This is a genomic window from Brachybacterium ginsengisoli (assembly GCF_002407065.1).
In the GTDB taxonomy this organism is placed as follows: Bacteria; Actinomycetota; Actinomycetes; order Actinomycetales; family Dermabacteraceae; genus Brachybacterium; species Brachybacterium ginsengisoli.
Genome location: NZ_CP023564.1, coordinates 3,583,814 through 3,603,413, shown reverse-complemented (window position 1 = coordinate 3,603,413; position 19,600 = coordinate 3,583,814). Strand labels below are relative to the sequence as shown.

Genomic DNA, 19,600 nt, shown 5'->3' with positions numbered 1-19,600 from the left:
GCAGCCCTCAGCAGTAGGCCGTGGTCGCGGTGGTGCGCACCGTCGTCTTCGTCGCCTTGTGGACGCCACCCTTGTACTTGCAGGACTCCAGGAGCGTGCTCTTGGCGTTGTACAGCCGCGCGGTGTCGCCGGTGTTGTTCCAGATGTAGCTGGACTTGTTCCAGTACAGGGTGCTCGAGGTGTTCGTGCCCTTGCCGGAGCGGATCGTGAGGGTCTTGCCGGGGGCGATCTTCGTGCCCTTGGGGAAGGCGAACTTCTGGGGACCGTTGTCGCGGAGCACGTAGCCGGTGAGCGTGAGGGTCTTCGTGCCGGTGTTCTTCACCTGGATGTACTCCTTCACGTAGAGGGAGTTCTTGGAGTAGTCCTTGCCGGCGGGGTCGTAGTGGATCGTCACGATGTCCAGCGGCTTCTTGACCGCTGCCTCGGCGGCGGGAGGAGCGATGGCGAGCGGGGTCGCGACCACGAGGGCGGCGAGCAGGACGGCCAGGAATCGGGCGCGGAGCAGTGCGGAACTGACCATGGGAACCTCTGAGGAGTCCGGGATCCGCGGGTGGCGGCCGACGATGTCGGCAGTGCTCCTCAGGATCGGAACCGATGATGATGAGGGGAATATAGCCCGCCCCACCACGCCGCGCCAGATAGTTCTGACAACTGTTCAGAGACTCGCGTCACGCCTGGTGAGAGGGCGGTGCACCGGGATGAACCGTGGTGCACCGCCCTCGGATCACATCGAGTCCTGCCAGGCCTGGTAGAGCGCCGCGAAGCGGCCGCCCTGGGAGACGAGCTCCGTGGGGGAGCCGTCCTCCTCGACCTCGCCGCCGTGCACCACCAGCACCCGGTCCGCGATCATCACGGTGGTCAGGCGGTGGGCGATGATCAACGAGGTGCGCTGCCCGAGGAGCTTGGTGAGCCCCTCCTGCACCATCCGCTCGCTGGGGATGTCCAGCGAGCTGGTGGCCTCGTCGAGGATCAGCACCCGCGGATCGGCCAGGAAGGCGCGCGCGAAGGAGATCAGCTGCCGCTGCCCGGCGCTGACCCGGCCGCCGCGCTTGTTCACGTCGGTGTCGTAGCCGTAGGGGAGCTTCTCGATGAACTCGTCGGCACCGATCGCGTGGGCCGCGGCCTCGATCTCCTCCCGGCTCGCCCCCGGCTTGCCGAGCGCGATGTTGTCCGCGACGGTGCCGGAGAACAGGTACGCCTCCTGGGTGACCATGACGATGTTGCGCGTCAGGTCCTCCATGGTGATGTCCCGCAGGTCCACGCCGTCGAGCGTCACCCGACCCTCGGTGGTGTCGTAGAAGCGGGCGATGAGCTTGGCGACGGTGGACTTGCCGGCGCCGGTCTGGCCCACGAGGGCGACGGTCTGCCCCGCGGGGATGTGCAGGTCCATGGGCTTGAGCACCAGGGGGCCCTCCGCGGTGTAGCGGAAGGAGACGTGCTCGAAGTCGATCTTCCCGCTCGAGGTGGGCAGCGCGGTGGGAGTCGGGGACTCCTTGACGCTGGGCTGCACGGCGAGCAGGTTCGCGATCTTCTCGAGCGCCGCCACGGCGGACTGGAAGGCGTTGTAGAAGTTCGCGATCTCGTCCACCGGCTGGAAGAACCGCCGCGAGTAGAGCACGAGCGCCACCAGCACGCCCACCTGGAGATCACCGTGCAGAACGCGGAATCCGCCCACCACCAGCACGGCCGCGATGGTGATGTTGGCGAGCACGCGCAGCGCCGGCTGGTAGATGCCGAACACGTTGATCGAGCGCAGCGACGCGTCGCGGTAGTCCTGGGCGAGGGTGTCGAACTCGGCCTGGTTGCGGCCCTCCTTGCGGAAGGCCTTGACCGCGCGGATGCCGGCGAGCGCCTCGACGAAGTGGACGATCAGGCGCGCGGAATGGGTGCGGATCGCGCGGTACTCGATGCGCGAGCGCTTCTGGAACCACACCGTCAGCACCACGCACGGGATGAGCATCAGCAGCATCACCAGGCCGGTCACCGGGTCCATCCACACGATCAGGACGATCGTGAACACCATCGACAGCGAGGCGCCGACCATGACGTTCACGCCCGAGTCCAGCAGCTCGCGCAGCGCCTCCATGTCGGAGGTCTGGCGGGAGACGATCCGCCCCGAGGTGTAGGACTCATGGAACTCGAGGTCCTGCTTCTGGGTGAAGCGGAAGACCTTCCGGCGCAGGGCCAGCAGCATGCGCTGCCCGACCACCACCGACTGGCGCACGTACCCGTAGGTCAGCACGCCGCCGACGATCGCGGCGCCGACGGCGAGGGCCGCCGCCTCGAACGCGGGGACGGAGTTGCCCTCCATCAGCTCGGGCAGGCCGTGGTCGATGCCCCAGGCGATGATCGCGGGCCCGGCCACGACGGCCAGCTGCGCGAACACGACCATGATCGCCATGACCACGAACTGGCCCTTGACCGGCGAGATCAGTTCGCGCAACAGCGCGAAGGATCGCTCGCGCGAGGCCTTGTTCTCGGCGGCGGTGTAGTCCTGCTGCTCCGGATCGCTCTGGTCCGGCTGTGCGGTCGTGGCGCTCATCGGCCCTCCTCCTGGATCGCGCGGAGATCGAGCTCTCCGGTGAGCGTCTCGATGTCCTGGTCGCGGCGCCGCTCCTCCTCCTGGTTGGCGATCACCCACCGGTATCGGGCGGAGCTCGCCATCAGCTCCGCATGGGTGCCGACGTCGACCACGCGGCCGTTGTCCAGCAGGGCGACCCGGTCGGCGAGCGCGACGGTCGAGGTGCGGTGCGCGACGATCAGCGTGGTGGTGCCGTGCAGCACCTCCCGCAGCCGTTCGGTGACGACCTCCTCCGTCCGGGTGTCCAGGGCGGAGAGCGGATCGTCCAGCAGCAGCACCGCCGGTTTCGCGGCGATCGCCCGGGCCAGCGCCAGGCGCTGACGCTGCCCGCCGGAGAGGCTCATGCCCTCCTCGCCGATGCGGGTGTCCACGCCCTCCGGCAGGTCGTACGCGTAGGTGGCGTCGGCCGTGCGCAGCGCGAGATGCAGCAGCTCCTCGGACTCCTCGGCGCTCAGCGAGGGATCCGCGCCCAGCAGCACGTTCTCCCGCACGGAGTCGGAGAACAGGGTCGCGTCCTCGAAGGCGACGGCGGTGAGGGTGCGCAGGTCCGACAGGTCCATCTCGCGCACGTCGACCCCGTCGATCGTGATCGAGCCGGAGGTGACGTCGTACAGGCGCGGCACCAGCTGCAGCAGGGTCGACTTGCCGCTGCCGGTCACGCCCACCAGCGCCATCGTCTCGCCGGGGCGGATGTCGAGATCCGCGCCGTCGATGACGTCGAGCACGTGGTCCGGGGCGTCCTCGTAGCGGAAGTGCACGCCGCGCAGGGACACCGCCCCGGTCGCGGTCGACGGGTCGACGCGGGTGGCGGTCTCGTCGGAGGTGATCGTGTTCTCGGAGTCCATCACCTCGTAGTGGCGGTCCAGGGCGGTGGTCGCGTTGACCGCCTGCCCCAGCAGCATGCCGAGCATCCGCACCGGCCCCACCACCAGGGTGGCGGTGGCGAAGTAGGACGCGAGCTGGCCGGTGGAGATCGATCCGCCGGCTGTCAGGTGCAGCCCCACCAGCAGGGCGATGCCCAGTGCGAGCTCGGGCAGCATGAACATGAACATGTCGAAGCGGGCGATCTCGGTCGCCTTGCGGACCTCGGTCCGGCGCAGCTCCTCGGCCTGCTCGGTGAATCCCTCGAGGGCCGACGGGCCGCGGCCGAAGGCCTTCAGCACGCGGATGCCCTGCACCGACTGCTCGATGGTGGTGGCGAGGTCGCCGTTCTGGTCCTGCGAGCGGCGCGAGAGCACGGAGAAGCTGCGGTTGAAGCGGTAGGCGATGATCGAGACCGGCACGGCGGCGATGAAGAAGATCAGCGCCAGGATCGCGGAGGAGCGGACCAGCAGGCTCATGCCCACCACGACCGTGACCACGTTGGTGACGGCCATGATCATGCCGAAGGCGATCCAGCGGCGGATCTGGTTGATGTCGCTCATCATGCGCGACAGCAGCTGACCGGACCCCCAGCCGTCGTGGAAGGTCACCGGCATGTTCTGGACCTTGGCGTAGAAGCCCACCCTGATCTGCTTCTCGACCATGGTGGAGGGGGCGACCGCGAAGGTGCGGCGCAACCAGATCAGGGAGGCCTCGACGATGCCGAGCGCGAGCACGATCGCGCCACCGGTCCAGATGGTGGCTGCGGTGGCATCGGCGCCGAGGCGGTTGACGATGAACTCGAGGACCTGCGGGATCATCAGGGCCACGAGCGACGCCGTCATGGCGCTGAGCAGACCCAGGTAGAGGCGGAATCGAATGGGGCGAACGGTGGTCCAGAGGCGGCGCATGGTGCCGAGCATGGGGAGAGGGAACCTCGAGGGTGCGGGAGGCCCCGACGGTCGGGGCCGAAGGCTTAGCCTAGTCAACTATCTCCGCGATCGGAAGGTGTTCTCCGTCTTCCATCGAGGTCATCTCGGTGCGGCGGGGCGCCGCGGACCGGCTCAGTCGTCGGCCGGGAGCCACTCCCCGTAGGCGGCGTCGGAGAGCAGGGCGGCGGCCCCGGCCGCGGCGGCGGTCACCGTCAGCACCGCGGGCCACGGGCCGATCTTCTTCGCCAGCGGGTGCGAGAGGCCGAAGCCGAGCACGTAGGTGGCGCCGAGCGCCGCGGTGGTGGCGGGTCCGCGACGCGCCAGCCAGGTGCGACCGGCGTAGATCCCGGCCGCTGCGAGGACCACGCCGCCGAGGGGGCGGATGCCCGTCTCGCGGGCGGTCAGCCAGCCGCCGACGAGGCCCAGGGCGACGACGGGGGCGGTGTTCACGGACTGCGCGGGCTTGATCGACATGCTCATGGTCCGAGCCTACGACTCGGTGCTGGGAGTGCGGCTCACCGCACCACGGCGGCTCACCGCACCACGGCGGCGCCGTGCGCGGGCACGGTGCCCGGCTCCGCGGCGCCGACGCCGTCGATCATGTCCGCCCCGCTGACCGCCTCGAGCACCTCGCCCGGGGCGGGCCGCGCCTCGTCGCCGAGGTTCAGCACCAGGGTGAGCCCGGCTCCGCCCTCGGCGGGGGTGAGCGCGATCTGCGCCCAGGTGTTCTCGAGCGAGTCCTCGTCCACCTGCACCGACGCGGTCGAGAGCCAGGACTCCCGGCGGCGCAGGGACAGCAGCCGCCGGTGCACCTCGAGGATCCGGCCGGCCGCCTCGGGCTTCAGCAGGGTGAGGTGGTCGGGGCCGCCCGGTGCGCTGTCCGCGGAGGCGGCCGCGGCGACCACGCCGTCGGGCTCGCCGGGGAACCAGGGGCGGATCGCGTCGTCGCCCCCGGCGCGCTCCTCCTTCGTGCCGGTCGCCCCGAACTCGTCCCCGGCGTAGACCGTCGGGATGCCGGGCAGGAGGGCGAGCAGCGAGAAGGCGGCGGCCAGGTCCCGCCCGTCCGGCAGCTGGGAGGCGATGCGGGTGGTGTCGTGGTTGCCCACGAAGGTGAGGGGGTGGGCGCCGCCGTCGGCCCCGAGGAACTCCTGGTGGCGGCCCAGCGCGTGGGCGAGCTCGAAGAGGTTCCCGTCGGCCAGGGAGGACCAGATCGCTTTCCACAGCTCGTACTGGGTGATCGAGTCCGCGCCGGAGGCCGCCGCGAACTGCGGGTAGTCGCCATGGATGACCTCGCCGAGGACCCACGCCCCGGGATGTGCCGCCCGCACCCGCTCGAGGATCGGCGCCCAGGCCTCCGGGCCCGCCGCGTACATCGCGTCCAGCCGCCAGCCGTCCACGCCGCGGTCCAGCCAGCGCCCCATGATCTCCACGACCCGGTCCTGGATGACGGCGTCGCCCAGGTCGATCTCGAGGAGGTCGGCGTTGCCCTCGAAGCCGTAGGGACTGGTGCCGGACCAGCGGATCCGGTCGCCCTCCTCCGTGCCGGGGCCGGCGGCGATCGCGCGCCGCGCCACCGGATGGCGGTCCGAGATGTGGTTGAACACCCCGTCGAGCACAACGCGGATCCCGCGCTCGTGGCAGGCGGCGATCAGGGCGTCCATGTCGCGCTCGTCGCCGAGGCGCGGATCCAGGCGGCGGTGCTCGAGGGTGTCGTAGCCGTGGGAGACGGAGTCGAAGACCGGGTTCAGCAGCAGCACGTTCGCGCCGAGGCCCACCAGGTGGTCGAGCCAGCCGTGCAGGCGCGGCAGGCGATGGACCACGTTCTCCCCGTCGGCCCCGCCGTAGCCCTCGCCCCCGAGATCGTCCCGTCGGCGCGGCGCGCCGCAGAACCCCAGCGGGTACACCTGCCAGCAGATCGCATCGCGGATCCAGGACGGAGCGCTCTCGGTCGTCATGGCGCCATCGTAGGCGGGGAGGCCCGGGGGAGTGTTCAATGGGGGAGACCGTGCACCGATGCCGACCCCAGGAGCTCCCGACGATGATCCGCCTGCGCACCGACTTCTTCGCCGAGACCCTCGGCATGGGCACCTCGATGGTGGTGCTGATGCCGCAGGCCGCCTCCGGCATCGGCATGGAGGGGGCGGCGGATGCCGCGGCCGACGGCGACGACCGCGGCGTGCCCGTGCTCTACCTCCTGCACGGGCTGAGCGACGACTGCACCGTCTGGGAGCGCCGCACCTCGATCGAGCGCTACGCGAGCGAGAAGGGGATCGCCGTGGTGATGCCCGAGGTGCGCCGCTCCTTCTACGCCGACGAGGCGGCGGGGGAGAAGTACTGGACCTTCGTCGCCGAGGAGCTGCCCGAGCTGGTCTCCCGCACCTTCCGCGTCTCCACCGCCCGCGAGGACACCTTCGTGGCGGGCCTGTCGATGGGCGGCTTCGGCGCGTTCAAGCTGGCGCTGAACCATCCCGACCGCTTCGCCGCCGCCGCGAGCCTCTCCGGCGTGCTCGACGCGCGCACGCTGGACCTCTCCTGGACCGGCACCCTCGGCGAGCGGGTGTGGGCGGGCCAGGACATCGCCGGCACCGCCGACGACCTGGTGGGCCTGGTGAGCGCGGCCGACCCCGCCGCGCTGCCCGCCCTGTTCGTCGACTGCGGCACCGAGGACCAGCTGCTCGAGCACAACCGCACCTTCCTCGCCGCCGCCGAGGACCGCGGGGTCGAGGTGCAGGCCCGTCTGCGCCCGGGAGCCCACACCTGGGACTTCTGGGACCAGAGCATCCAGGACGTCCTGGAGTGGCTGCCGATCCGGGAGGGCTGAGCCGGACGGGTCCTCGAGCCGCGGCCCGGATGCGGAAGGATGGGCCGGTCAGCATCATCGATCTTCGTCAGGAGCGAGCATGGCCCTCTTCGCCGTCCAGTACACCTACACCGACGACGCCGACCTCGTCGCGACCTTCCGCCCCGAGCACCGCGAGTTCCTCTCCGCGCTGCACGCCGAGGGCACGCTGCTGCTCTCCGGTCCGCTGGGCGGCACGCCGGGCGGCCTGCTCGTGCTCACGGCGGAGTCCGACGCCGCCGCCCTCGCGGCGCTCGACGCCGACCCGTTCCTGCGTGAGAGCGTGATCGTGGACCGCGTGGCCCGCGAGTGGACCGTCGTCATCGGCGAGGTCCCCGGAGCCTGACCCCGCCCCGCGGGGTCACTCCCCGCGGCGCAGCTCGGCGTCCTGCAGGTCCAGCAGCTCGCCCGCGGTGGCGCGTCGCTGCACCGACCCGCCCACCAGCACCAGCGGCAGCGAGTCGGCCCCGCCGTGCTCGGTCAGCAGCTCCTGGGCCGCGGCGTCGCGGTGCACGTTCACCCACACCAGGTCCTCGCGCGGGCTGCGGAAGGCGACCTGCAGCCGGCTCGAGAGCGGGTTCCCCGGGGCCCACAGCACGATCGCGGTGCCCGGGCCTCGGCGCTCGAGGGCGGTCGCCAGCGGGGTGTGCTCGCCGGCGCGCAGCGGGCTCGTCCAGTACGCCATGAACACCGAGAAGAGCGCGATGGCGACCGCGGCGATCCACTGCTCCGCGAGCACCAGCACCACGGCGAGCAGCAGCCCGCCGATCAGCAGCAGGGCCGGGCGCAGCCAGGCGCGGGCGGGGACGCGAGGGGCGTCGGCGTTCAGATCATCACCGCCGTGGCCAGGCGCTCGGTGGTCTCTGCCACCAGCGCGTCCCGCAGCGCCCCCACGGCCGGGATCGCCAGGGCGCCGCGACGGTTGAGCAGGCCGATCATGCGGTTGTCGAGGTCCGGGATCGCGCGTACCACGAGGTCCGCGGTCGGTGCGGCCTCGAGGGCGGTCTCCGGCATGAGCGCCACACCGCCGCCGTGCATGATCAGCTGCTGGACCACGATCGTGTCGTCGGTCGAGTGGCGCACCGTCGGCGAGAAGCCCGCCCGACGGGCGCTCGAGATGAGGTTCGCCCGACACCGCTCGCAGCCCGCGATCCACGGGTCCTGCGCGAGATCGCCCAGGGTGAGGTCCGGGTCCTCGGCGCGGGGATGGTCGCGCGGCATCACCAGCATCACGCGGTCCTCCATCAGCGGCGTCCACTCCAGGGTGCCCTCGTCGCCGATGTCGCTGCAGGGGTAGCGGAACACCAGCGCCAGGTCGAGATCGCCCTCGCGCAGCGCGACCACGGCGTCCGGCGGCTCGAGCTCGGAGAAGGTGACGTCCAGATCCGGTGCGGTCTCGGCGAGACGGTTCAGCACCGGCGGCAGCAGCATCGCGGCGGCCGACGGGAAGGTCCCGAACTTCACCGTGCCGCGGCGCAGCGCGGTGATGTCCGCGAGCTCCTCCTCGGCGGCGTGGAGCTGGGCGGCGATCGCCTCGGCATGGGCGGCGAGCCGGCCGCCGGCCTCCGTGGGCGTGATCCCCGCGGAGGAGCGCAGCAGCAGCTGCGTGCCCACCTCCTTCTCGAGCGCGGCGAGGTGCTGGGAGACCGCGGGCTGGGTCCAGCCCAGCTCGCGGGCGCCGGCACCGATCGAGCCGTTGCGCACGACGGTGCGGAAGATGAGCAGACGACGAGGATCCATACCTCCATGGTAGGCCTCGGTGACAAGCCTGGCTTATGGGTTTGACCACGGTGCCAGGCGGACAGCGTCATGGCACGGGAGTCACGAACAAGGGGGAATGAGTGCCCGTATCCCCCGGTCTGTGACTCCGGCGGGCGCGGGCACGCGCGGGGGACGGCGGGGCGCGGGCTCACACCGGCGGCAGCCCCAGGTTCTCCCGCAGCGTCGCGCCGGCGTACCCGGCGACATCAGGGGGACAGGTGCGCGGCTCAACCCCGCAGCTCGCTGAGGTGGCACCCCAGATCCTCACGGGGACTAGCAGGCGTATCCGCTCAGTCGAGCTGCGTCGCCTGCGAGTCCGTAGGCTGAGCGGTCGCTGACTCGTCAACGGCCTCGGGATCATCGCGACGGACGGCCTCGCGGAACGCGCGGGCACCTTCCGAGAAGCGGCCGGCACCGGAGCGGACGCGGCCAGCGGTGTCGCCGCCGAACTGGATGGCTGCACCAGCTCCATCAACGCCCGTCTTGACCACCTTGTCGCGCACCTCGCCAGCCGCCGTTCGCCAGCGCTTCGCCTCCGCGGAGTCGTGACCGTCCTCGATCTTCAGAGCCGTCTGGAAGTCGATCACCCGGCCCACCACGAGATTGCTGGAGTTGACCGCTGCGCGAGCCGGTCGAGGGGACAGGAGGACCTTGGCATTGGCCCGACGGATGGTGGTGTTCATGCGCTCGAGCAGTTCCTCCGTCGTGCGGTGGATCAGCGCCAGGCGCTTCTCCCGTGCCGCGCGGAGCCCGAGGCGATGGCGGTCGAGCTCCTCCGGGGCGCTGTCGAGCACACGATCGAGCTCGAGAACTGCGAGGGCATCCTGCAGCTGGACACAGCGTGCGAGCACGGCGAGCCATTCCCGCACCGTGGACTCGGCGGCCTTCGCCTTGGTGGCGAGATCCGGCACGCTCGCCTGCTCGACCTTCTCCGCCTGCGCATCGATCTGCCGCAGCGCGTACGCCTCGGTGGTGGCAAGGGTCTGCGCGGAGTTCTGGATCTTGGACCAGGTCACTTCCGAGACGCGGCCGACCTCGTCACGGACGGTCATGGCCTCCTCGATCATGAGGTCCACGCCGATCATGTCGGAGAACACCGAATCCTTCTGCGCGCGCAGAATGTCGTCGATCTTCTCGTCGATGACTGCGAGGTACTCGCCGATCTCCTCGATCGCCTCCTGCATCGCCATCTGCGACATGACCGCTCCGGCGGCGGCGAGGGCAGCGGGGTTGAGCAGAGTTCCCGGCGCCGCGACGAACTGCAGGTTCTTGGAGAACTGGCCGCTCGACGCGCGGAGGGTGGCGTGGAAGTTCCCGGTGGCGGCATTCTTGACGAGCGCAAGTTTCTTTGACGCGGCGAAGGATTCCGACGTGAGCTTCATCCAGCGGCCCGAGTTCGCCGCGGCCCCAGCGCCGGCGTTCAAGATGCCTGCAGTGGTTTTGTACGACGGGCCGAGCCGGTGGAGCTCGAGCTCGCGGGATTCGAAGCCGAACGACGTCAGGAAGGCGTCGACGTCCCCGGGAGTACCGAGCACGGCGAGTCCATCGCCGTCGCTGATCACTTCGATCTCATGCGTCATTCAGTGCTCCGGGAGCTCGGGGGCGGCTTCGTGCTGCCACATCCTCACGAGTGTCTCTCGTAGAACCGACAGTTGATCCACGACCGGGGAAATAGTGGGTGCCGGAGAGGAATCGTGATCGGTTCGTTGCCCGGCACGCTGAGCGGGCGCACCGCTCACCCCGGCGGCAGCCCCAGGTTCTCCCGCAGCGTCGCGCCCGCGTACTCGGTGGGGTAGACCCCGCGCTCCTGCAGGCGGGGGATCAGCTCGTCCACGATGTCGTCGAGGCCCGAGGGGATCAGCCACGGCGTGATGTTCAGGCCGTCGATCGCCCCCAGCCGCGCGAACTCCACCAGGCGCTCGGCGACCTGGTCGTAGCTGCCGGTGAAGGTGCCGCGCCGGGCCCCGGAGCGTGCCCGGGCGAACTCGAGGATCGACTGGCCCTTCTCGGCGGCCTCCTCGCGCCAGGCGCGGGTGAGCTCCTCGGCCTTGGCGAACTGGAAGCCGGCGCCGCGGGTCACGCCGGACTCGACCACCTCGGGTGCCACGTCGGGCAGCGGGCCGTCGGGGTCGAAGGCGGAGAGGTCACGACCCCAGTACTGCTCGAGCAGGGCGATGGCCTGCTCGGGGCCGATCTGGAGGTCGCGCACCCAGCGCACCTTCTCCTCGGCCTCCGCCTCGGTGGGGGCGAGGATGATCTCGGCCCCGGGCAGGATCTTCACGCTGCCGGCGTCGCGGCCCGCGGCGACGGTGCGCTCCACGATCGAGCGGCGGAACTCGACCGCCGCCTCGAGGGTCCCGTGCGGGGAGAAGATGACGTCCGAGGTGCGGGCGGCGAAGTCCTGTCCGGCGGGGGAGGCGCCGGCCTGGAACAGCACCGGTCGGCCCTGGGCGGAGCGGGGCAGGTCGCCCTGGGCGCGCACGGAGTAGTGGGCGCCGTCGTGGGTGATCTGCTCGCCGCGCCAGTACTGCTCGGCGACCTCCACGAACGCCTCGGCGTGGACGTACCGGTCCTCATGGTCGAGGTAGCCGCCGCGGCGGAAGTTCTCCCCGGTCCAGGCGTTGTCGGTGGTGACGATGTTCCAGCCGGCCCGTCCGCCGGAGAGCAGGTCGAGGGTCTGCAGACGGCGGGCGAGATCCACGGGGTCGTTGTAGGTGGTGTTCTGCGTGGCGACCAGGCCGATCCTCTCGGTGACCCCGGCCAGCGCCGCGAGCAGCGTCTGCGCGTCGGGGCGGCCGGCCACGTCGAGCTCGAAGGGCACCTCGCGGTGCTCCCGCAGGCGCAGGCCCTCCCCGAGGAAGAAGGCCGCGAACCGCCCGCGCTCGGCGGTGCGCACCAGCGCCTCGAAGGACTCCCAGGCCACCTGGTCGCCGCTCTCGGGCAGGCGCCAGATCGTCGAGGAGTTCACGCCCTGGAAGAACGCCCCGAAGGCGAGCTGCCCGGTGGGGGTGTGCTCCGGGTGGATCGGGTGCTCGGCGGGGCCGGTGGCGAGGGAGGGGGACTGCGTGGTGGTCATGCGGACTCCTCGCGGGTCTGGTCGGTGAGGTCGGTGCGGCGCGCACGGTCGGTGCGGCGCTCGGGATCGGGGGCGTGCTCGGCGATGGCGAGGCCCAGCTGCTCGCGCAGGCTCTGCCCCTCGTCGGCCGCGGAGGCGATGAGCTCCCGCTCCCGCAGCGCGGCCACGAGGGCGGTGACGGTGCCCAGCGGGTCGGCCTCGAGGTCCAGGCCCACGAGCCGCACGAGGCGCGCGTCGGCCCCCTCGAGGGTCTCGGCGATCTGATCGGGGTGGGCTCCGGCGGAGACGTCGACGTCCAGGACCCGCCCGTCGGCCAGCTCGGTCGCGACGCGCTCGCCGACGGCGGGACGGTCGGTGTCCGCGACCAGCACCGGCAGCAGGCCCTGCGGGGAGCGAGGGGTGATCGAGGGGCCGCGCAGCGAGAACGTCGAGGCCTCGACGTCGGTGTACTGCAGGCGGGCGGCGTCCACGTAGACGCCGCGCGAGGTGTCCTTCACGACGGCGTCGGGCGCCCAGGAGTCCCACACGAGCCGCGCGGCCTCGAGCACGTCGGCCGCCTCGCGGGCGGTCGCCTCGAGCCCCAGCACCTCGCGGCCGACGGCGGCTGGCGCCGCGGGGTCGGTCTCCGCGGTGAGCAGCCATCCGGCCCGGCCGTGGCTGAGATGGTCGAGGCTCATCAGCTGCGTGGCCAGGTGGAACGGCTCGACGTAGATCGCGTCGGTGCGCGGCAGCAGGCCGAGCGTGCGCGTGAGCGGCGCGAGGAACGAGGCGACGTGGATCGGGTGCAGGCCGCCGTCGCTGATCGTCACGGCGCCGACACCCGCCTCCTCGAGGCCGCGGCCCAGCTCGGCGAGCCGGCTCAGCAGGCTCGGATCGGCGACGAGGTCCACCGCGAGGACGGGCAGGTTCGAGCCGGCCTCGCGGGCGGCGGCGGTCTCCGCGCCGGGGTGGAGGGCGGTGTCGGTCATGGCTTCTCCTTGGTGTGGACGTGCGACTCGGTGAGCGCTTCGTCGGTGATCTGCCAGCGCTCGAGCACCTGGGCGTAGGTGCCGTCGGCGATGAGGGCGTTGAGGGCGGCGGCGTAGGGCTCGGCGAGCCCGCTGCCGCGGTCGAAGGTCGCCGCGATGAGGGTCGTGTCCGGCCAGCCCTCCTCGACCCGGCCCTGCAGCTCGACGTCGTCGCGGCGAGCGGCGATGAAGGTCTGCGTCGGGTACGGCCCGAACGAGGCGTCCACCCGGCCGGAGCCGAGGGCGAGAAGGGTGTCGGCGCTGGTGGAGTAGTTCTTCAGCTCCGCGGGCTCCTTGCCGGCGGCCTCGAGCTCGGCGTTCCAGTCGATGAGGATCCGCTCCTGGGTGGTCGCGGCGCTGACGGCGATGATCCGCCCGCTGATGGAGTCCGCATCGCTGAGGCGCAGCTCCGACCCCTTCGTCACGAGGAAGGCGACGTAGGCCGCGCGGTAGGAGGCGAAGTCGAACTTCTCCAGGCGCTCCGCCGTCACGCCCACGTTGAAGTGGACCACGTCGAAGTCACCCGCCTCGAGCTTGAGCGGCCAGTTGTCCCAGCTGGTCAGCACGAGCTCGAGGTCGAGCCCGAGCGTGTCCGCGACCAGGCGGGCGGTGTCCACCTCGGAGCCGATGTAGGTCGTGTTGTCGTCCGCGAGGAAGGACAGCGGGGCGAAGCTCTCGCTCCCGATGCCCACCCGGAGCACGCCGGACTCGGCGATCTCGGGCGGCAGGAGCGCGGCGACCGACTCATCGACGGTGGAGCGGATGAGCTCCTGGGTGCCGGAGGTGTCGATCCCTCCGGCTGTCGCGCCGCCGCCGTCGGACGCTTCGGATCCCGCTCCCGCGGCGTCCGCCGCGGGGGTCGGGTCGGAGCAGGCCGCGAGCAGCCCCACGGGCAGCAGCAGACCGGCTCCGGCCAGGGCGCGCCGGGAGAGGAGGCGGGCGCTCATGGCTTCTCCTTCGTGTGGACGCGCGACTCGGTGAGTGCTTCGTCGGTGATCTGCCAGCGCTCGAGGACCTGGGCGTAGGTGCCGTCGGCGATCACGGCGTTCAGCGCCGCGGCGTAGGGCTCGGCAAGCCCGCTGCCGCGGTCGAAGGTGCCGGCGACCAGGGTCTCGTCGGGCCAGCCGGCGTTGATGCGGCCCTGCAGCTCGAAGTCGTCCCGGCGCGCGGTGATGAAGCTCAGCGCGGCGTAGGGGGAGAGGTAGCCGTCGACCCGGCCGGAGCCGAGCGCGAGCAGGGTGTCGGCGTCGGTCGAGTAGTTCTTCAGCTCCGCGGGCTCCTTGCCGGCGGCCTCGAGCTCGGCGTTCCAGTCGGTGAGGATCCGCTCCTGGTTGGTGGCGTTGCCGACGGCGATGATCCTCCCGCTGATCGAGTCGGCGTCCTCCAGCCAGAAGTCCGCGCCCTTCTTCACCAGGAAGGACATGTACGCCGCGCGGTACGAGGCGAAGTCGAACTTCTCCAGTCGCTCCGCGTTGACGCCGATGTTCGCGTGGACCACGTCGAACTCGCCGGCCTCGAGCTTCAGCGGCCAGTTCTCCCAGGTGGTCAGCTTCAGCTCGAACTCGAGGCCGAGCTTGTCGGCGACGATCCGGGCGATGTCGATCTCGGAGCCGATGTAGGTCTGGTTGTCGTCGGCCAGGAACGACAGCGGCGCCGCGCTGGTGCCGTTGATGCCCACCCGCAGCGTGCCGGACTCGGCGATCTCGGCCGGCAGCTGGGCGGCGATCTCGGCATCGGCGGTGGAGCGGATGAGCTCCTGGGTGCCGGAGGTGTCGATGCCGCCGGTGCCCTCCCCGCCGCCGTCGGACCCTTCGGAGTCGGAGGAGCCGGCGCCCGCGGGGGCCGCCGGGACAGGATCGGAGCAGGCCGCGAGCAGCGCGGCGGGGAGCAGCAGACCGGACGCGGCCAGGGCGCGGCGGGACAGGAGGGGCTGGCGGGTCGGGGTCATGAGAGGTCCTCGATGGTCGGGTACTGGCGCTGGGGAGAGATGTACGGAGATATCGCCGTACTCATCGCTCACGCGCCAGTTCTCGGGCGGCGGCGGTGGCTGCGGAAGCAGGGCTGGCTGCGTCGGCGGACTCGACAGGCGCCGCCTCGCCGGTGCGGACCCGCTGCAGGAACGAGCGGGTGCGCTCATGGCGCGGGCTGTCGAGCACCTCGGAGGGCGGACCCTGCTCCACGATCAGGCCCTGGTCCATGAAGACCACCTCGTCGGCGACGTCCCGGGCGAAGGAGATCTCGTGGGTGACGACCACGAGGGTGGTGCCGGCGCGGGCGAGGGAGCGGATCACGGCCAGCACCTCCTCGACCAGCTCGGGATCGAGCGCACTGGTGGGCTCGTCGAACAGGAGCACCTTGGGCTCGAGCGCGAGGGCGCGGGCGATCGCGACCCGCTGCTGCTGGCCGCCGGAGAGCTGCCGCGGGTACACGGCCTCCTTGTCGGAGAGCCCCACCAGCGCCAGCAGCTCGCGGGCGCGCTCCTCGGCCTGACGGCGCGGCACCCCGAGCGCCCGCCGCGGCGCCTCGGCGACGTTCGCGAGCGCCGTCATGTGCGCGAAGAGGTTGAAGCTCTGGAACACCATGCCGATCGCGGTGCGCTGGCGCAGGATCTCGCGCTCGTGCAGCTCGTGCAGCAGGTTCCCCTCGCGGCGGTACCCGATCGTCTCGCCGTCCACGCTCACCAGTCCCTGGGTGACGGGCTCGAGGTGGTTGATGGTGCGCAGCAGGGTGGACTTCCCCGAGCCCGAGGGGCCCAGGATCACGGTCACCGAGCCGGGCTCGACCCGCAGGTCGATGCCACGCAGCACCTCGAGGTCGCCGAAGGACTTGTGCACGCCGCGGATCTCGACGAGCCCGCCGCTGCGGGTGGGGGTCTGGACGCTCATGAGGTCGCTCCGGTCGAGGAGGGGCGGAGTCGGGCGAGGCGGGCGCGCAGCGACTGCAGCGGGGTGGGCGGCAGGGTGCGCACGGCGCCCTTGGAGTAGTGGCGCTCGATGTAGTACTGGCCGACGGACAGCGCCGAGGTGATCACCACGTACCAGACCGTCGCGACCAGCAGCATCGGCAGCACCTGCTGGGTGCGGCCGTAGATCAGCTGGACGGTGAAGAACAGCTCCGCATGGGCGAGGACGTAGACGATCGAGGTGCCCTTGACCAGTCCGATGATCTCGTTGAAGGCCGGAGGCAGGATCGCCCGCATGGCCTGGGGCAGCACGATCCGCAGCGAGCGGTCCCGCGCCGGGATGCCCAGCGCGCTCGCCGCCTCGAGCTGGCCCTGGTCCACCGAGAGGATGCCGCCGCGGATCATCTCCGCCGCGTAGGCGGCCTGGTGCAGGCCCAGGCCCAGCACCGCCGCGAGCATCGGGGTCATGAGGTCGCTGGTGCGGGCGTCGAAGAAGGTCGCGTCGGTGAAGGGGATCCCGAGGCGCACCCGCTCGTAGAGATAGCCGAGGTTGTACCAGAGCAGCAGCTGCACCAGCAGCGGCGTGGAGCGGAAGATCCAGGAGAACGTCCAGCTCACCCCGGAGATCAGGGCGGAGGGGGACAGTCGCATCAGGGCGAGCACGAGGCCCAGGCCGAAGCCCACGGCCCCGGCCAGCACGGTCAGCTTCAGGGTCTCCAGGAGCCCGCGGAGGATCGACTCGGCGAAGAACCACTGGGCCACCACGCCCCATTCCCAGCGCGGGTTGGTGACGAAGGAGTAGAGCACGGCGGCGACCACCAGGCCGACGACGACGGCGAGCACCACCCGGCCCGGGTGCCGGGCCGGGACCACACGCAGCGCGGAGAGGTCCTCGGAGGGCGCCACCTGCTCCGGGCACGACGCGGCCGGAGCGGCCGAGCCGGCCGCGGACGCGTGCTGTGCGGTCTCGGGGGAGACGACGGAGGAGGTCATGGGGTGCCTTCCGTGACGGGACGTGAACCAGGGGATGGACGAGGCTTGCGAGAGCCGACGATATAAGCGAATCTAATGGACATGCAAGGTGACGGCTATGACTCGTCATCCAGCGACACAGAGACGCCTCGGAAGGGACCCCACGGATGAACATCCCGATGGTGAGCACGCGCCTGACGATCGTCGGCGGCGGGCCTCGGGCGATCGGCGTGCTCGAGCGGCTCGTCGCCAACGCCGCCCATCCCGCGCAGGGACCTCTGCACGTGGACATCGTGGATCCGCACATGCCTGGCGCCGGGCGCATCTGGCGCGCGGACGAGAGCCCGCTGCTGCTGATGAACTCGCGCGCGGCCGACGTCTCCATCTATCCCGACGACACCGTCGACTGCGAGGGTCCGATCCATGCCGGTCCCTCGCTCGCCGAGTGGGCCGAGGGGATCCGCCTGGGCACCATCGAGGCGCCCACCGCGGGCACCGAGCGCCTCGCCGAGATCGAGGCGCTGCAGGCCACCGACTTCCCGAGCCGCCGCGTGCAGGCCCTCTACCTCGAGTGGTTCTTCGGCCAGGTCCTCTCGCGCCTGCCGCGCGCCCTCACCGTCACCGTGCACCGCACCACCGCCACCGCCGTCCATCGCGCACCGGACGGCACCTGGGGCGTCGAGCTCGAGGACCGCGAGCCCCTGCGCGCCGACCTCCTGCTCCTGGCCGCCGGGCACACCGACTCCCGCCCCGACGCCACCCGGCACCAGCTCGCCGCCTTCGCCCGCCGCCACGGCGGCACCTACCTCGCGCCCTCCCAGGCCTCCGATGCGCAGCTCGAGCTGGTGGCCCCCGGCCAGGACGTCGTGGTGCGCGGCATGGGGCTGGCCTTCATCGATCTCATGGCGCTGCTCACCGAGGGGCGCGGCGGCGAGTTCGTCCCGGAGCCGCTGCCGGGGGAGCCCGGCCGCCTCGCCTACCGGCCCTCGGGCCGCGAGCCTCGGCTCTGGGTGGGGTCGCGTCGCGGCGTGCCCTACCACTCGAAGGTGCGCGACGAGGGCGAGCCCACCGGGATCGGCGCTCTCGAGCACGTCACGCCCGAGAACCTCCGCGCTCGCGAGGACGCCGACGGACTGCTCGACTTCCGCGCCGACGTGGTGCCGCTGATCGCCGCCGAGATCCACCGCTGGGTGCCCGATGCCCCGGCGCCGGAGCCGGGGGAGGAGCCGCTGGCCTGGCTCGACGATCCTCTGGGCTGGCTCCACGGGGATGCCCATCCGCGCGTCACCCGCGACGCGGTGGTGCGCCACATCGAGCAGGACCTGCTCTCGCGCACCCGGGGCGAGGTCACCTCCGCCCGCACCCTGTTCCAGCTGTTGCTGCGCCTGCACGGCGCGCTCGTGGACCAGCTGCCCGCGGCACGGCTGCGCGGCGGCGCCGCCGGCGGCTACCCGCGCTGGTGGCACTCGCTGTTCAGCTTCGTCGACTCCGGCCCGCCGCCGCACCGCCTGCACCAGCTGCTCGCCCTCGAGCGCGCCGGCGTGGTCCACCTGCTGGGCCCGCGCGTGCGGGTCCGGGCCGACGAGTCCACCGGGCTCTTCACCGCCCGCGGTGCCGCAGGCGTCAGCGTGAGCGCCGGGGCGCTCGTGGATGCCTTCCTGCCCGAGCCCTCTCTCGTCGAGTCCACGAACCCGCTGCTGCGGGAGCTCGTGACCGGCGGGGATGCGGCAGTCGGGCGGGAGTCGATCGCCTCACCCGGAACCCTCGAGGTCGACGACCGCCACCGTGTGATCGCGCCCGACGGCACGGCGCAGGAGCGCCTGTGGGCCGTCGGCCCCTGGACCTCCGAGCTGCCCATCGGCGCCTTCGCCCGCCCCCGCACCAACGCCCCCTGCCACCGCCGCAACGACGCCCTGGCCCGCGACCTCCTCGCGGCCTCGCTGACCCCCGGCGCCGACGGGTCGGTCCACGCGCAGCCCGTCACCTCGGGCGTCCGCGCCGCCCGACTCCCGCGGCTCGGCGTGCTCGGTCCCGGGAAGATCGGCAGCGCTCTGACCCGCACGGCGCTGCGCCGCGGCGTCGAGGTCTCCGTGACCGGTCGCGCCCCCGCCGCCGCCCTCGCCGTCCGGCTGCCCGGAGCGCATCCCGTGGGTCTCGAGGCCCTGGCCGCGTCCTCGGACGTCGTCGCCATCACCGTTCCCCTGCATGTCGCGCTCGCCCTGGACCCCGCCGCGTTCCAGGACGTGGTCGTGATCGATGCGACCAACCCCTGGGGCGAGGCCGATGCCGCCGCCGTGGCCGCCGCGCGCGCCGCGATCGGGGAGGGCGGCGACCTGCTCTCCACGAGCGAGCTGCTGGCCGCCCGTCTGCCCGGTGCACAGGTGGTCAAGACCCTGAACCACATCGGCTATCACGACGTCGAGGACCACGGCCGGGAGGACGGCGACCCGCGCCGCCGAGCGATCGCGGTCGCGGCCGACGACCCCCGCGCCGCCGAGTCCGTCGGCCGCCTGCTGCACCGGATCGGCTACGAGCCCGTCGCGGTGGGCACCCTCGCCGAGGGCCGCGAGCTCGAGCCCGGCGCCGGGCTGTTCAGCGGATGGAGCACGCGCGACGAGCTCCGGGCCCGCAGGGAGCAGCTGGTGCGGGTGGCCTGAGAGAGCCTGCCC

17 protein-coding genes are annotated in these 19,600 nt (G+C 71.9%); 3 read left to right on the top strand and 14 right to left on the bottom strand.

What is annotated here, in order from left to right; translation table 11 throughout:
• Positions 1-7: 7 nt before the first annotated feature.
• From CFK41_RS16150 to CFK41_RS16130, 5 genes are all read right to left on the bottom strand, one after another.
• Complete coding sequence (locus CFK41_RS16150) at positions 8-520, bottom strand: lamin tail domain-containing protein (protein ID WP_096800596.1); 513 nt, start codon at positions 518-520, stop codon at positions 8-10.
• Between the two features lie 204 nt (positions 521-724).
• On the bottom strand, positions 725-2,542 hold the full coding sequence (locus tag CFK41_RS16145; protein ID WP_096800595.1) for an ABC transporter ATP-binding protein: 1,818 nt from the start codon (positions 2,540-2,542) through the stop codon (positions 725-727).
• A complete protein-coding gene (locus CFK41_RS16140; protein WP_096800594.1) occupies positions 2,539-4,365 on the bottom strand; it encodes an ABC transporter ATP-binding protein in 1,827 nt (608 codons plus the stop codon). Before CFK41_RS16140 ends, CFK41_RS16145 begins: the two co-directional genes overlap by 4 nt.
• A gap of 141 nt (positions 4,366-4,506) precedes the next feature.
• The gene (locus CFK41_RS16135) at positions 4,507-4,854 is read right to left on the bottom strand and encodes a hypothetical protein (protein ID WP_096800593.1); all 348 of its coding nucleotides are present in this window, start codon (positions 4,852-4,854) and stop codon (positions 4,507-4,509) included.
• 53 nt (positions 4,855-4,907) lie between these two features.
• On the bottom strand, positions 4,908-6,329 hold the full coding sequence (locus tag CFK41_RS16130) for an alpha-amylase family glycosyl hydrolase (RefSeq protein ID WP_096800592.1): 1,422 nt from the start codon (positions 6,327-6,329) through the stop codon (positions 4,908-4,910).
• 83 nt (positions 6,330-6,412) lie between these two features.
• Here CFK41_RS16130 and CFK41_RS16125 point away from each other — a divergent pair, with 83 nt between their 5' ends.
• Positions 6,413-7,195, top strand: a complete 783-nt coding sequence (locus CFK41_RS16125; RefSeq protein WP_096800591.1) for an alpha/beta hydrolase — start codon at positions 6,413-6,415, stop codon at positions 7,193-7,195.
• A 79-nt stretch (positions 7,196-7,274) separates the two neighbouring features.
• Positions 7,275-7,559, top strand: a complete 285-nt coding sequence (locus CFK41_RS16120; RefSeq protein WP_096800590.1) for a YciI family protein — start codon at positions 7,275-7,277, stop codon at positions 7,557-7,559.
• Positions 7,560-7,574: 15 nt separating this feature from the next.
• Here CFK41_RS16120 and CFK41_RS16115 read toward each other — a convergent pair whose 3' ends face one another.
• From CFK41_RS16115 to CFK41_RS16075, 9 genes are all read right to left on the bottom strand, one after another.
• The gene (locus CFK41_RS16115; RefSeq protein ID WP_227873122.1) at positions 7,575-7,961 is read right to left on the bottom strand and encodes a hypothetical protein; all 387 of its coding nucleotides are present in this window, start codon (positions 7,959-7,961) and stop codon (positions 7,575-7,577) included.
• Positions 7,962-8,038: 77 nt separating this feature from the next.
• Entirely contained in the window at positions 8,039-8,953 is a 915-nt protein-coding gene (locus tag CFK41_RS16110) for a LysR family transcriptional regulator (RefSeq protein WP_096800589.1), read from the bottom strand.
• Between the two features lie 311 nt (positions 8,954-9,264).
• On the bottom strand, positions 9,265-10,554 hold the full coding sequence (locus tag CFK41_RS16105; RefSeq protein ID WP_096800588.1) for a Clp protease/crotonase-like domain-containing protein: 1,290 nt from the start codon (positions 10,552-10,554) through the stop codon (positions 9,265-9,267).
• 155 nt (positions 10,555-10,709) lie between these two features.
• Complete coding sequence (locus tag CFK41_RS16100) at positions 10,710-12,050, bottom strand: LLM class flavin-dependent oxidoreductase (protein ID WP_096800587.1); 1,341 nt, start codon at positions 12,048-12,050, stop codon at positions 10,710-10,712.
• Positions 12,047-13,018, bottom strand: a complete 972-nt coding sequence (locus tag CFK41_RS16095) for an LLM class flavin-dependent oxidoreductase (protein WP_096800586.1) — start codon at positions 13,016-13,018, stop codon at positions 12,047-12,049. Before CFK41_RS16095 ends, CFK41_RS16100 begins: the two co-directional genes overlap by 4 nt.
• Positions 13,015-14,004 (bottom strand): transporter substrate-binding domain-containing protein, encoded by a 990-nt coding sequence (locus CFK41_RS16090; RefSeq protein WP_096800585.1) that lies wholly within the window; start codon positions 14,002-14,004, stop codon positions 13,015-13,017. Before CFK41_RS16090 ends, CFK41_RS16095 begins: the two co-directional genes overlap by 4 nt.
• Positions 14,001-15,005 carry a transporter substrate-binding domain-containing protein gene (locus tag CFK41_RS16085; protein WP_096800584.1) on the bottom strand — a complete coding sequence of 335 codons (1,005 nt, stop codon included), beginning with the start codon at positions 15,003-15,005 and terminating at the stop codon, positions 14,001-14,003. The genes CFK41_RS16090 and CFK41_RS16085 overlap by 4 nt, the downstream gene beginning before the upstream one ends.
• A gap of 61 nt (positions 15,006-15,066) precedes the next feature.
• On the bottom strand, positions 15,067-15,942 hold the full coding sequence (locus CFK41_RS16080; RefSeq protein WP_169928850.1) for an amino acid ABC transporter ATP-binding protein: 876 nt from the start codon (positions 15,940-15,942) through the stop codon (positions 15,067-15,069).
• Complete coding sequence (locus CFK41_RS16075) at positions 15,939-16,952, bottom strand: amino acid ABC transporter permease (RefSeq protein ID WP_096800583.1); 1,014 nt, start codon at positions 16,950-16,952, stop codon at positions 15,939-15,941. The genes CFK41_RS16080 and CFK41_RS16075 overlap by 4 nt, the downstream gene beginning before the upstream one ends.
• A 146-nt stretch (positions 16,953-17,098) precedes the next feature.
• Between CFK41_RS16075 and CFK41_RS16070 the strand changes: the two genes are divergently transcribed.
• The gene (locus CFK41_RS16070; RefSeq protein WP_096800582.1) at positions 17,099-19,588 is read left to right on the top strand and encodes an FAD/NAD(P)-binding protein; all 2,490 of its coding nucleotides are present in this window, start codon (positions 17,099-17,101) and stop codon (positions 19,586-19,588) included.
• Positions 19,589-19,600 lie beyond the last annotated feature (12 nt).